This window comes from Armatimonas rosea (assembly GCF_014202505.1).
In the GTDB taxonomy this organism is placed as follows: domain Bacteria; phylum Armatimonadota; class Armatimonadia; order Armatimonadales; family Armatimonadaceae; genus Armatimonas; species Armatimonas rosea.
In genome coordinates, this window is sequence record NZ_JACHGW010000001.1 from 936,029 (window position 1) to 949,281 (window position 13,253).

General features: G+C 66.6%; 7 protein-coding genes. 1 reads left to right on the forward strand and 6 read right to left on the reverse strand.

Annotated features, from left to right (window positions below; genetic code table 11):
* Window positions 1-111: 111 nt before the first annotated feature.
* From HNQ39_RS04185 to HNQ39_RS04200, 4 genes are read right to left on the reverse strand one after another with little or no spacing between them, the layout of a single operon-like run.
* The gene (locus HNQ39_RS04185; RefSeq protein WP_184192702.1) at window positions 112-1,800 is read right to left on the reverse strand and encodes an HlyD family secretion protein; all 1,689 of its coding nucleotides are present in this window, start codon (window positions 1,798-1,800) and stop codon (window positions 112-114) included.
* A complete protein-coding gene (locus tag HNQ39_RS04190) occupies window positions 1,797-3,563 on the reverse strand; it encodes a peptidase domain-containing ABC transporter (protein WP_184192703.1) in 1,767 nt (588 codons plus the stop codon). The genes HNQ39_RS04185 and HNQ39_RS04190 overlap by 4 nt, the downstream gene beginning before the upstream one ends.
* 3 nt (window positions 3,564-3,566) lie before the next feature.
* On the reverse strand, window positions 3,567-4,910 hold the full coding sequence (locus tag HNQ39_RS04195) for a TolC family protein (protein ID WP_184192704.1): 1,344 nt from the start codon (window positions 4,908-4,910) through the stop codon (window positions 3,567-3,569).
* A gap of 56 nt (window positions 4,911-4,966) precedes the next feature.
* Entirely contained in the window at window positions 4,967-8,317 is a 3,351-nt protein-coding gene (locus HNQ39_RS04200; protein ID WP_184192705.1) for a BTAD domain-containing putative transcriptional regulator, read from the reverse strand.
* Window positions 8,318-8,384: 67 nt separating this feature from the next.
* Between HNQ39_RS04200 and HNQ39_RS04205 the strand changes: the two genes are divergently transcribed.
* Window positions 8,385-9,242, forward strand: a complete 858-nt coding sequence (locus HNQ39_RS04205) for a UbiA-like polyprenyltransferase (RefSeq protein ID WP_184192706.1) — start codon at window positions 8,385-8,387, stop codon at window positions 9,240-9,242.
* Here the strand turns inward: HNQ39_RS04205 and HNQ39_RS04210 are convergent.
* Window positions 9,229-10,110 carry a carboxypeptidase-like regulatory domain-containing protein gene (locus HNQ39_RS04210; RefSeq protein ID WP_184192707.1) on the reverse strand — a complete coding sequence of 294 codons (882 nt, stop codon included), beginning with the start codon at window positions 10,108-10,110 and terminating at the stop codon, window positions 9,229-9,231. The genes HNQ39_RS04205 and HNQ39_RS04210 overlap by 14 nt on opposite strands.
* 2 nt (window positions 10,111-10,112) lie before the next feature.
* On the reverse strand, window positions 10,113-13,223 hold the full coding sequence (locus tag HNQ39_RS04215; RefSeq protein ID WP_184192708.1) for a FlgD immunoglobulin-like domain containing protein: 3,111 nt from the start codon (window positions 13,221-13,223) through the stop codon (window positions 10,113-10,115).
* Window positions 13,224-13,253 lie beyond the last annotated feature (30 nt).

Genomic DNA, 13,253 nt, shown 5'->3' on the forward strand with positions numbered 1-13,253 from the left:
TAGGCAGATGGGGAGCGTCCCGGGGACGCGCAGAGCACAAGCCATTTCCGCGCCCTCGGGGCGCTCTTTATCTCTTGCCGGGGATTGGAAATCCCCGGCACAACCCCCGGTCTAGCGCTTCGGAACCTTGATGTCGCCGTCCTTGAAGGGCTTGGCGGCTTTCTTGTCCTTGCCGTCTTTACCATCCTTGCCCCCGGAGGGCTTGGCGGCATCGGTGTAGTTGGCGGGGAAGGCATTGAACTGCCGCCAGAGCTCGTACCAGAGCGGGACGGTATCGAGCTGGACCCAGCCAATGGTGTCGATCCCGGGGCGTAGCCGCGCCGACGACGGCCAGGGGGATTCTTTGCCCGCTGCGATGGCCTCGGTGTCCGGCTGAATCCAGACCCGTACGCGTCCCGAGCCATCGTCGGTGGGGTCCATGTTGGTCACGACACCCGCAAAGGTTCCGACTGCTGCCTGGGGGAAGCCCTGAATCTGCACGGCGGGGAAGCCATTGAACTGGAGCCGCGCCTTGCGCCCGACTGTCACCAGCGGCGCATCGAAGCCGGTGAGCACCAGCTCGACCGCTTGGTCTTGCGTCTCCGGCACAATCTCCAAGAGCTCATCGTCTTTCTTGACGGTCTGTCCCGGCCCGACGGTCTTACCGATGCGGGAGACGCGGCCGGTCATCGGGGCGTAGATCTTCTGCTGAGCGACACGCGCCTGCATGTTTTCCCGCTCCAGCTCCGCCTTGGCGATACTGTCGCTGATTGCGGCGAGGCTCTCCTTGACCTGCTGGAGGTTGGCACGCTCGCGGGAGAGGGTCGCCGACGTGTCCGCGTCCACGCGGGACTGCTCAAAGCCAAAGACCGTCACATCGCGCTGCGCCGAGGCGAGTGTCTCCCGGGCGGAGACAACCTGTGCGGTGGCGCGCTGCACGTCGATATCGGCCTGGATGCCGGTGGCCTTGGCAAACTTCAGGTCAGCCTCCGCATTAAGAATCTCTTTCTGGGCGATCTCCACCGCGAGCTTGGACTGCTTGAGCTTCACCTCGGCCGCCACAAAGGCTTGGTCGGCGAGCTCGAACTCCCGCTGGGAGCGCAGGCCGTCTTTGAGCAGGTCCGCGAGGCGGTCGCGCTGGATGCGGTTGACATCGACGGAGACCTTATCGGCCTCGACCGTCTGCTCGGCCTGGCGCAGGCGGTCTTTGGCCTGCGCGACACGCTGGGTTGCCTGTGCGATCCGTTGCTCGGCTTGTTTTGTCGCGACCTGCTTGGTGGCATCCAGGGCTTTCTGGGCGACGATCACATTCTGCCGGGCGACCGCGAGGCGGTTTCTGGCCTGCCCTTGGCGCTCCGACGCCGCGGGGATCTGCGCCCCACGTGAGCTCTCCAGTGATCCGAGCTGCGCCTCGATCTCCGCGATCCGGCGCTCGCCCTCGGCCTTGCGCAGGCGCTGGGCCGCGAGCTGCTGGTCTAGGAGTGCCGTGCGCCGCTGGGAGAGAAACCGGGACTCCGTGTCCTCGATCTCGGCGAGGAGCTGGCCTTTCTGGACGGTCTGCCCCTCCTGCACCTTCCACAGCACCAGCCGCCCTCCGATCTGGGCATCGATGGTCTGGGGGCGGTCCATGACAGTGAAGACCCCCACTTTTCCATTGCCGATCACGGTCTGCTGGAAGGGCGTGAGCTTGAGTACCGCCGCGAGCAGGGTGATGGTCACCAGCAGAGTGACAACAATGCGGCGCTTACCGGGCCGGGTGGGCACTAGGCGCTTGGTGCGCTGGGCAAGCTCCTGCTGCGAGTGAGAAGACGAAGCGGTCATCGCGAGGCTCCTTGTAGCATGCGGCTGAGCAGAGGGAAGAGACGGGCGAACTCACTGCTGGGTGTCGCGGCGAGCGCCTGCGGGCTCCCGCTCTCCACAATCTTGCCCTCTGCAAGAACGTAGACCGTGCTAGCGCGAGTCACCACGGGCCCCTCGTGGGAGATGTCGATAATGGTCCAGGGGTTCTCGGGGGCAAAGAGGCCATCGAGAATCGCGAGCGTGGTGTTCTCATCCAGTCCCGTGAAGGCCTCGTCGAAGATGAGCAGCTCGGGCCTGTCCACAATGGCACGGGCGATCAGCAGGCGCTGCGCCTGGCCGCGGGAGAGGTTGCCACCGCCGGGGACGAGCCGTGTCTGGAGGCCCTCAGGGAGCGCGGCGATCTCCGTGGTGCACTGCGCCAGCTCGATCGCCCAGCGCACCTGCTCCGCCGAGATGCCGGGCCGCCCCATCCGAATGTTCTCCTCGATCGTCCCCTCGAAGATCGCGTCTTCGTCGGACATCACGTTCACCAGCTCACGCAGTCGGCTCAGCGATGCCCCCCGAAGCTCGACCCCATTGATCTCCAGCAGGCCGAACGAGGGTTCCTCTAGCCCGCCGAGGAGCGCCGCGAGGGTGGACTTGCCCGCCCCGCTCGCCCCGACCAGGCTGATACGCTCACCGGGCTCCAGGCTCAGGTTGAGCCCGGATAGCACCTCACGGCCACCGGGGTAGGTAAAGTGCACATCACGCAGGACCACCTGTGCGCCGCCGGTTGCGGAGGAGGGAATCTCGTGCCCGCCCTCGCGCTCGGTCTCCAGGTCGGTGAGGTAGCCGGTCTTATCGAGGCCCGTGAGCAAGTCGTAGAGGGTCTCGGCCTGGCGCAGGAGCTTGTCGGTGGCCTTGACAATATTGGCGACAATGAGCTGTGCGGCGATCAGCTGCCCCAGGGTGAGCTCGCGCTGCACCACCAGGTAGCCCCCGATGGCCAGCACCCCCGCCGTGGCCAGCGCCGAGAAGAGCTGGCTTCCCGCCTCTTGCCGGAAGGTCACCGCAAAGTGCCGACGTCGCTCCCGAAGCCAGGCCGAGACATGGTTTTCAGCGTGAGAGAGCAGGAAATCGGGGTTGCTGTGGAGCTTGAAGCTTCGCTGGCAGCGCGCCAGCTCCTCCAGCCAGCCCGCCAGGTGGTACTTCTCCGCCGACTCTGCCAGGCTCGTGCGGAGCCCGTTGATCCCCAGCGGGAAGATCACAAACCCCACCGTCAGCAAGACCAAGACATCAAAGCCCAGCAGCAGGCCGCTCTTGTCGTAGAAGGCCAGGATGATCAGCCCCACCACGGCCTGAAGCGCCGCCGCGAGGCCGTCGAGGAGGATCTTCGCCAGCGATTTTTGGATCGTCAGGATATCGAAGAAGCGGTTGGCCAGCTCGGGGGCGTAGGTGCCGTAGAGGGCGCGCGATGTGCTGTGGATCAGGTTGCGTGCGATCTTCAGGGCCGAGCGGGCAAAGAGCCGCTGCTGGAGCGTCTCGACCAGCGAGAGCTGCAAGAGCGAGAGCCAGCCCGCCGCGAGCAGACCTAGTAGCACCAGGAGCGAGAGCACGACCAGCGGCTGGACCGTACTGGCCGCCACGGAGTTGACCAGCGACTGGACCGCCAGGGGCATCGCCAGCCCGAGGAGGCCGGTGACAACGGTGTAGACACAGAGGACGCCCAGGTCGCTCTTGTCCTCGCTGAGGAGGGTGAGCAGGCGTGCGGTGGGGGTGGGGTGGTGGTGGTGGGAGCTTGCCATATCTTAAAATCCCATCTGCGCGGCGCGGAAAGCGGCTTGTGCCTGGGCGTACTCGACCTGGATATCGATCACGAGGCTCGCGGCCTCCGCGGTTGCTTGCTCACGCTGGTTGACCAGAAAGAGCGTCCCAAGGCCCGCCTGAAAGAGCTTGAGCTCGCCCTCTTCGACCTTCTTGGTTTTTTCGTACCGCTCCTGGGCCGCGACAAAGCGCTCATGGGCACGCTGGAGGGCGCTGGTGGCATCGCGGACCTCGAGCTCGATCGTCCGCTGGAGCAGCTCGGCCTCACGGGTGAGCTTTTGCTCTTTCTGCCGCGCCTCTTCCCGGCGGCCTTTCGCATCGTTTTGGTAGAGCGGGATCGAGGCGGTGACCCCGAACTTATACGTCCCGCCCACGCCCTTGTCGCCGAGGTCCGTGCCAGGGGAGAAGACAAGATCCACCGATGGTTTCAGGTCGTTCTGGGCCAGGCGGCCGTCGATACGGACGCTCTCGGTCTGTAGGGCGACCAGCTTGAGCTCGGGGCGCTGCTCCTGGGCACGGGCGAGCGCCTCGGGGAGGGCTTGGGGCGCAAGGGGCGTGGGGAGCTCAAGAGCCGTGGGAGCCAGGCTGCGGGGATCGGAGCCGTCCCAGGCGAACTTGCTCAGCTTGAGCGCCGCTTTCTCCACATCGCGCTGGGCCTTGATCTGGTTGGCGCGCCGCCGCTCGACCTCCGCCTCCGCCTCGGTGATCGTGATCGCGGCTTGGAGGCCCTTCTCCAGCTCCTTCTTGAGCCCGGTGGCGCGGAACACCCCAACATCGAGGAGCTTCTGGGCGACCTGGAGCTTCTGCACCGCGCCTGCCCAGTCGAAGTAGGCCTGGGCGGCCTCCAGGAGCGTGCTCTGGCGGAGTCCGGCGACACTCACGGTCGCGGCGGGCTCGGCGAGGCGTGCCTGGGAGAGGCCCGCCGCCTTCTCGTTGATCCCACCGCCCCGCGCCAGCGGGTAGCGCGCATAGAGAAAGTAGCTACCGTCGCTGCCGGTCGCCGAGCTGGGGGACTTCACGGAGCCCGCGTTCCAGGTTCGGCCCGCCGCCAGCTTCAGGCCGTAGGGAGTCGCCACCTCGACACCGAGCTCGTTGCTGGCACCCGCAGCGGCCTTCCCGCGCGACGACGCACTGTTGTAGCGCAGCGACTCCGTGCCAAGGCTGAGCTGGGGATCGAACGCCCCTTCCTTGGCCTGGCGCTTCGCCGAGACCGCGAGGCGCTCCGCCTCCGCGCCGATGAGCTTGGGAAAGCGCTGCTCCACCTGCGCGAGAAACTGATCGAGGGAGAGAGTTGGGGGCTGGGCAGCCGTCACAAGAGCAAGTAGCATCGGATTAAATATACGACAATTTTTTCGTGATAGTTCCCGACTTTTTTGGTCGGTGATTATTTTTTGGGCTCCAGCCGCTCTTGTGCGGTGCGTGCCAGCTTCTCTCCCACACGGTCCTCCGCACGCCGGGCACGGGCGAGCACGGCCTCGTAGCCCCGCCGAGCGGTGCTGGCGTGGCCCTGTTCCTGTGCGAGCTGCGCAAGCCCAAGGGAGGCGTAGGCGAACCACTCGATAGAGACCGCTGTCTCGCCCAGGGTGCAGATGGTCTGGAACTCTCGCTCTGCTAGGGAGAGCTGGCCCTGCGCGAGCCAACATAGCCCTCGGCTCAGGCGCGCCTCGGGGATGGTCACGAGGGGGGCGAGCACGGCAAAGGCGTCCTCCTGCCTACCGCGACGGCGCAGGCACTCGGCGAGAAAGACCCCGCGCTGCTCATTTTCCTCCTGATAGAGCGTGCTCTCCTTGCCCAAGAGCCGCCGTGCCTCTGCCTCCGCCCGCTCCAGATCGCCCTCGTCGATATAGGTCCAAGCGGCGAGCCGTCTTAGGACGGTCTCGGTCTGGGGGTCGCCCAGCCAGCGGAAGCGTGCTGCGGCATCGAGCAAGCAGGCACGCGCCTCCTCGGGGGTATCCTGGCGCATTAAAACACAGCCCTCGAAGAGCGTGGTGCGTGCTCGGTAGGTAGGGTCGAGGATCTCCAGCTCGGGAGCGAGGGCGGCACGGAGACGTAGAGCCTGCCCAAACCAGCGTGTAAACTTGGCAAAGCAGAGCCCATTGACAAGCACTTGCCGCGCCGCCTCTTCGTTGCCCAGGCTCCGGTGACCCTGCGCCGCCGCCAGAATCGCTGCCTCTGCCGCCTCCGGCTGGTCGGTTCGAAAGAGAATTCGCGCAAGCTGGAGCCGCGCATCCGCGACACTCTCGGGCTGGCTCTGGTCTTCGTAGAGGGCGATGGCACGCTCAAAGAGGAGCACGGCATTTTGAGGGTCCCCCTGGAGCTGATGGAGAAAAGCCAGGGCCTTGAGGGTGGTGGGGCGTGCGGGCTCTTTACTGCGTAGCTCTTCGATGCGCCGCTGAGCGCCCTCCAGCTCTTCCGGGAGAGCCGCTAGGAGAGCGGGGTCGGCGCTGCGGCGAACCCGGTTGACATAGCTCTGGAGAAGCTGTACCCCCCCGAGGGGATTTTCCTGAGAGAGGGCGAGCTCAAAGGCTGTCCAGAGCGGCGTGCGCGCCTCGGTGTTTCGTCCCTGAAAGAAGGCCAAGAGGCTGGTGAGATGCAGAAGTGAGCTGGTGGGCGGGGCGAGAGTCGTCGCCTTCACGAGCCACTCCTGTGCGCGGTCGATCGCGCCCAGCTCCAGCTGAAGCCAGGCGACTGCCTCGCCAAGGTCTTGCTGGAGGGTGGGGTTTTGGGTGAGGGTGAGGCCGCGCTTGAGCAACCCCTCGGCTTCCCGGTGCCGGCGGGCATCGTGGAGGTAGGCAGCATGGCTCCAGGCGAGGTGGGCGGCGAGCTCGGTCTCCCCGGCGCTCTCGGCCCAGGCAAACGCGGCGGCACGGTCCTCGGCGCACTCCCAGAGGCGGCGCTCGGCGGCGGGAATCCCTTGGTGGATCTGTCGGAGGGCCTCCTCGGCGAGGCGGGCCTGGTACTGGGCATGACGAATCCGGGCTGCCCTCTCGCGGCTTGGCGCACTTGCCAGACCCTCGGAGGCAAAGTCACGCACGGGCTGAAGAAAGGTCCAGCCGGTCTGGCGGGCGACGAGCAGCGAGGCGTGGTGCAGCGCCTCGAGGATATCGAGGCACTCGTGGCCGGGCTCCAGCACCGCCTCGGCATCGTCGAGGCGAAAGGGCCCCACAAAGACGGAGAGAGCCTCCAGCCCGGCACGCTCCTGGGGCTCCAGCAGGGTACACGAGTCCTCAAGGACAGCCCGGAGGGAGCGCTGGCGCTCGGGGAGGTCTAGGTCCGCGCCAGAGAGAAGGCGCAGGGGGACGGCAAGGCGCTCGAGGAGCTGTGCGGGCGAGAGCAGCGCGACCCGTGCCGCAGCGAGCTCGATGGCGAGCGGGAGCCCGGCAAGCCGCTGGCAGATCGCCGCGATGGTCTCGGACTCGTCGGTGCGTAGCGTGACTCCGACTGCCTCGGCGCGCTCGTAAAAGAGGGCTTGCGCCTCCGTGCTATCCAGGGGCTCTAGGCGCAGCACCCGCTCCCCGCGCAGGCGCAGGGGCTCTCGGCTAGTGACCAAAAACCGGGCGCGCTGGCTGGGCTGGAGTAGCTGGGCCAGCGCATTGCGGAGGCTCGCCAAGACGGGCTCCCCGTTGTCGAGAACCAGCAAGAGCTCCGACTCCTGGACCCGCTCTTGGAGACGGGTCAGGGCATCTGCACCCGCCACGCCCACCGCACGAAAGAGTGCCTCCAAGACCGCCTCGGGCGGTGCGGTGCGCGGCAGGGGAGTCAGGTCCACAAAGACAGCCGAGGGCCAGCCCTGTGTCGCGGCGACCGCGAGCCGGGTCTTGCCGATCCCCCCCATCCCCACGAGCGTGGTGAGCGGAGCGCTCTGCAGGAGCTCCTTGAGCCGCGCCTGCTCCGGGGCGCGGCCTCGGAGGGGGGTGAAGAAGTGGGGGAAGTGCCGCAGGCCCGCGGAGGTGGTCGGTGCGGTGCTCACCTCGCTGTGCGCCAGTGCGGGCTGTGGGAGGCGGCGAGGGGTGCTCGCCAGGGTCTGCAGGAGGCTCAGGGTCTGTGGGTCCGGGCCGAGATGGGTGGCCTCGTGCAGGCGGACACGGAAGTCACGGAAAGCCCGCAGAGCAGCCGGGTAGTCGCCCCCGTCGGTGAGGGCCTGGTAGAGGAGGCGCTGGACCGACTCCCGGAGCGGGTCGATCTTCTCTGCCCGCCGCCCCAGTGCCAGTGCCCGCGTGGTGTCGCCGCTCTCCAGCGCCCGGCGTGCTAGGAGCTCTAAGACGGCTTGTGCATTTTCTTCCCGAAGCTGGCGCTCACGCAGGACCCAGTCCTCGGGGGAGCCCTCCAAGAACGGCCCTCGGTAGAGACTCGCGGCCCACTCCGCCTGCACGAGGTCCCCCGACTTTTCCCAGCGGGTAATGGCAGCGTCAAAGGCGACCGTATCGCAGAAGACCTCTCCCGCGAGAGAGAGCTGGAGGGTGCCCCGGCGCGGGGTGCTCAGGCGCTCTGACTCGCTGCCCAAGGCGGTGCGGAGATCGCCCAGGGTCTTGCGGAGGCTCTCTTGGCCGGCGGGGCCATCGCTCTCAGGCCAGAGGGTGCCAATGAGAAAGTCACGCTCGACCGCGGCTCCATTGCGCAGTGCGAGGAGTGCGAGGAGCTGCAGTCCCTTTCGGGAGCGCAGGCGCGGAAGCGGCTCTCCTTGGACACTGACCTGCGGTGGCCCGAAAAAGCGAAGCGAGAGCGATTCTGGCACAGCCCTAGATTCGCGTTTGTCCCTAAAACTCCTGCCCTGCTGATACTCTAGACGATAGAATGAGGGTATGGGAAAGCTGCGGATCGTCCTAGAGATGATCAAGATCGAGCACACACTCTTTGCCCTCCCCTTTGCCTTGATGGGGGCGCTCCTGGCGGCACGGGGCCTCCCCGACGGCCGGACGCTCTTCTGGATCCTGGTGGCGATGGTGGGCGCACGCTCTGCCGCGATGGCCTTTAATCGCCTGGTGGACCGGGACTACGATGCGAAGAACCCGCGCACGGCGAGCCGCGCTCTCCCCGCGGGACTGGTCTCGGTGGGGTTTGTGAAGGGCTTTACCGCGCTGACCTCGCTCTTGCTCGTGGTCGCGGCCTGGCAGCTCAACCCGCTGGCGCTGGCGCTCTCCCCGGTGGCGCTGGGGGTTGTCTTTCTCTACTCCTACACCAAGCGCTTCACCCACTGGTGCCACGCATTTTTAGGGCTCGCGCTGGCAGTTGCGCCCGTGGGGGCGTGGGTGGCGGTGCGCGGCGACCTGACCCTGGTCCCTCTGGCGCTGGGGGCGGCGGTGGTCTGCTGGCTGGTGGGCTTTGACACGATCTACGCGCTTCAGGACGCTGAGTTTGACCGGGGAGCGGGGCTGCACTCGCTACCCGTGCGCTTCGGGGCACGCACCGCGCTGGCGATTGGGCGAGCCAGTCACGCCCTGATGATCGTCCTCCTGCTCGCGCTGGGGCGGCTGGCAGGGCTGCACGGCTGGTACTTCACCGGAGTGGCCCTCGCCGCCGCCCTGATCGCCGCCGAGCACGCGCTGATCTCGCCCACGGACCTGAAGCGGCTCAATATCGCCTTCTTCAATGTCAATATCGCGGTCTCGTCGGGCTTGCTTCTCTTTACCGCCCTCGATCTCTGGCTTAGCGCGGGGTAAGGTTGAAGTTGACCGTCAGCGGGTTGTTGGGATTGGCCAGCACCGCGGGCTTGGTCTCGCTGACATAGCCACCGGGAACTGCCTGGACCGCGTAGGTGCCCGCGGGGACAATGAAGAAGTAGTTGCCCGCGGTATCGGTGTTGATGGTCTCTAGCTGGATGCTGTCGCGTAGCAGAAAGACCGGCGCGTTGGGGATGGCGCTACTGTCGAGCGCCGAGGTCACCTTCCCGGAGATGGTCTTGAGGGGCGCGGGAGGATTGGGGTTGGGATCGACCTGGAGTGTCAGATCGCCTGCTTCATTGATCCCAAAGGCAACCGTGAGGTTCTTGGTGGCGATCTTGCTCCCCGAGCCGGCGGAGAGCTCCGCAGGGCCATCGGGGACGAGATCAATTAAGAAGGTGCCATCGGTGTTGCTAAAGCCGCTGATGCTCCCTTGAGCGGTATTGACCACCACAAAGGCGTTCTTCACGGGCTTACCGGTTTCGTCGAGCACGCGCCCCCGCACCTGCCCGATATTGATGTAGAGGGCAAGATCGGGGTTGGTGCCCGCGGCAAGCGATGGCTGAAACGCGACGGTCTGCGCGGGTTTGCCGGGGACGGTGATCGTGGCTGTGCTGGCTCCGATCACCGCGCCGGTGATCCGGAACGAGCCCACGAGGTTGGTGGAGCTCGCCTGAGCGCGTGCGGTGGTCACGGCCGAGGCGGTGCCGATCGTGACCGTCACCCCCTCCAAGGGGAGATCGGACTGGAGGGAGTCGTAGACAATCCCCTTGACCTGCGCCGCGTTGTTATCGTTACCCCCGCCGCCGCCACAGCCTGCCGCGAGAGATGCCAGGGCGCTGAGCGCCAGAAAATTTCGTCGTGTCATAGTTATCGAAGTACCTGAACGGGGCGGGTCACGCGTGTGCTCTGGCCGTCGTCGGTGCGAGCGGTCAGGGTGAGGAGGTAGCTACCCGCAGGCAGCGACTGGCCACTGTCGGTGAGGCCGTTCCAGAGGATGCTCTGGCGCTCGGTGGCACGGCCCCGGCCCGTCGCGAGCCGTCGCACGCTCTTGCCGGTGAGCGTGGTCACCTCGGCCAGCACATCGGCATCGGCGGTGAGGTTGTACTCCACGCGGACGCCGCCGCCACTGGCACGGCCCGTGGGACGAGTGACCAGACCGGTGATGCTCAGGGGCTGGCTCCGGCCCGCGTCGGCGATGAGCTGGAGCTTGCGGGTCTGCCCGGCCTGGACACTCACGCTCCAGCCAGAGCGGCTGGCGAGGGGGATGCGCTGCCCGGTGGTCTCATCGCGCAGGGTGAGCTGGGTGGTCTTGGGAAGCGACTCCAGTCCGCTCCAGGTCAGGGTCACGGGGCCGGACTGCGCCGCGGTTAGGGCGAGGCTCCAGGTGCCGCGCTGGGTATCGGTGCCGCTGCGGAAGTCCGCCGCGACTCGTCCCCCGGCCGTGGCATTCGTCTCGCTCACCACCCCGAGGGTGACACCGGGGACAATATCGGGTGGTGCCTCGACATCCCAGCCAGGATCGAAGCTGCGGCTCGTGCCGGGCGCGGAGCCCAGGGTCACGGTGGAGGTGCGGGCTCCCTGGCTCGCCCGTAGCGCGACCGCCCAGTCGGGCTTCCGGCCTGCGAGCGGCACGAGCGCACGGGTCTTGACCGCACGGGTGGGGGTATCGGGGCCGGGGATCAGGAGGCTCACCCCCTGCGGCGCGTAGACCCGGAGCCAGTAGCCACGCCAGTCCGACGAGAGCGCGTTGGTCGCGCTGTAGGCCCCCGTGTCGGGGTTGAGCGCCCAGACCTGATCGGCGACCAGTGCCCCAAAAGGCGCGGTGTTCACATCGGTGCCCGTGGCCGCGGAGAAGGCGATCGCATCGTTCTCCAGGTACTTGACCAGGGTCTTGCTCAGGTCGAGGTCCTGGGAGAAGGGCGTCCCAATCAGGTTCCAGCCGTAGGCGAGGTGGACGGTGTAGTCCACATCGGTGGCGGGCGCGACCCCCGTCAGGCTGACACTGGTGTTGGTCGGCCCGCCCGGCGTCCCCACAAACTTCACAAAGTACCCCCGTCCCGGATCGAGCAGGCCCGTGCTGGGAGTGCCCGGCGCGACCGCGGCGTAGGTGCGGGTGATCGGGTCCCAGTTTGCCAGGAGAAAGTCGGTCGCCGGGCGTCCCAACGCGCCCTCGACCGTGGGCTCCAGCGGGCGGAGCGGGAAGCTCACCAGGTTCAGAGCCCCGAAGGCAAAGGTATGGCTGAGGGTGGTCACCCCGCCGCCCGAGCCAGCGGGTCGCAGGATAACGTAGTTGATCCCATCGCCCGTGTTGCGGCGGAAGCTCTGGATGGTCGGGCCGCTGGTGATGGTCACCTGGGTCCGGGCTAGCTCACCGAGCTGCGCCCCGAGAGTCACCCCAAAGCCGCGCCGGACCACGTTGTTGCCGCTCTGGTTACGTGTCGCAATCGGTGCCAGGACCGTGGTCTGGTTCACCGCGACACTGCCATCGAGGCCGCCGGTCAGGGTGGAGATCAGATCCCCGTTGATTCCCTGGGCGAGGTAGGTGCGTGCGGTCAGCCCGCCCACCGAGAAGTCCGCCACCAGCCGGCCATCGTCGAAGCCCTGGTTGGGGAAGGCCAGGGTGGTCAAAAAACCCTCGCCCTGCTCGATCTGCGCCTGCTCCGAGCCACTGCCCAGCCCGATACGCGTGTTATCAGAGTTGAGGTAGGTGGCGTAGGCGCGCCCGGTGAGGAGCTCTTCGTCGCCGTCGGTCTTGGTGCGGTAGTAGACCAGGGCGATCAGGGCCGACTGCTCGTTGTTGGCGGCGCTGGGCTGCGACGGCAGCACAAAGGCGTAGAGCTTGGGGCCGGTGGTGACACTGGTATCCAGGACATACTGCTGGCGGAACCAGTCCGCAAAGGGTAGCCCCTCGACCGTGGGGAGCGCCCCGGCGACGATGTTCTTGAGCGCGGGGACATTGCCCGCCAGCGCGGTGCCCTGGGTGTCGGCAGCGGCGTAGTAGGCGGCATTGACATTCTTAAAAAAGCTCGTGTCCTCGATATAGCACTTGAGCCAGGCCGCTCCGCTCATGCCCATGCGCACCTGGAGCATCTTGGCGATCGTGATCTCGCCGTCGATCAGCAGGTTCGCCTGCGACGGTGGGAAGAAGGTGCTATTTCCCAGTGCGGGCTGGTTGAGAATATCGTAGTAGGGTAGGAGGGTGTAGAGGCTATTGGCCGTGGGATCGGCGAAGCCCAGCGCGGGGTCGCGGGCGATCACGGTCGCGGCGGCGCGGGCAAAGCCCTGCTCCCAGGCATCGTACTGGAAGGCAAGGGGGCCATGGAAGGCATGGACCAGGTTCAGCAGGAGGGCGTGCGCGATGGAGTCGACACTCTGGTAGAGCGGCAGGTAGATGCGGTTCTCCGATGGTGAGTAAGCGCCAAAGGCGAGGCGCTGGACATCGGTGGCGGTGCCGGTGTTGAAGAACCCCACGGAGCGAATCTTGACCTCGCCGCTAAAGGCGGGCTTGCCGTAGAGCGCGACCAGGCGGGGGTAGACATTGTTGATAAAGTCCTTGAGGAAGTCCTCCACCACAATCGCGCTGCCGCTGGCGCTGGCGATACTGGCCCCGTTGAAGTTCTCAAAGGTAAAGGTGAGCTGCCCATCGCCAAAGGCACGGGTCACGGGCAGCTTGACAATGCGGCCGCTCTGGCGCACGGTGACCAGGGTCGAGACCGGAAACACGGCGCGGCCCTTTTGCTTTGCCAGCCCCGCCGAGAGCGAGCGGCTTCGGGCTGTCCACTCCTTGCGCAGGCGGGTCTCCACCGCGGTGGGAATGTCTTTCCCGACAGGGACATCCAGCACCACCGACGATTGCGGGCCGTTGGAGATCGTGGCAAAGGGCTGGTTGACCAGGTTTTTATAGGGCGAGCGCTGGGCAAGAGCCGGGGCGGCGACAGTGGCGAGGGCGAGTCCCAGGACGAGGTTAGAGCGAGTCATTATCTGTTTAGACGCCTTCTAGAGTGGTTT

Excerpts from the sequence above, each read along its gene's own strand:
- HNQ39_RS04210 (WP_184192707.1), bottom strand. The coding sequence starts at position 10,110 with ATGACACGACGAAATTTTCTGGCGCTCAGCGCCCTGGCATCTCTCGCG.
- HNQ39_RS04185 (WP_184192702.1), bottom strand. The coding sequence starts at position 1,800 with ATGACCGCTTCGTCTTCTCACTCGCAGCAGGAGCTTGCCCAGCGCACC.
- HNQ39_RS04205 (WP_184192706.1), top strand. The coding sequence starts at position 8,385 with ATGGGAAAGCTGCGGATCGTCCTAGAGATGATCAAGATCGAGCACACA.
- HNQ39_RS04215 (WP_184192708.1), bottom strand. The coding sequence starts at position 13,223 with ATGACTCGCTCTAACCTCGTCCTGGGACTCGCCCTCGCCACTGTCGCC.
- HNQ39_RS04195 (WP_184192704.1), bottom strand. The coding sequence starts at position 4,910 with ATGCTACTTGCTCTTGTGACGGCTGCCCAGCCCCCAACTCTCTCCCTC.
- HNQ39_RS04190 (WP_184192703.1), bottom strand. The coding sequence starts at position 3,563 with ATGGCAAGCTCCCACCACCACCACCCCACCCCCACCGCACGCCTGCTC.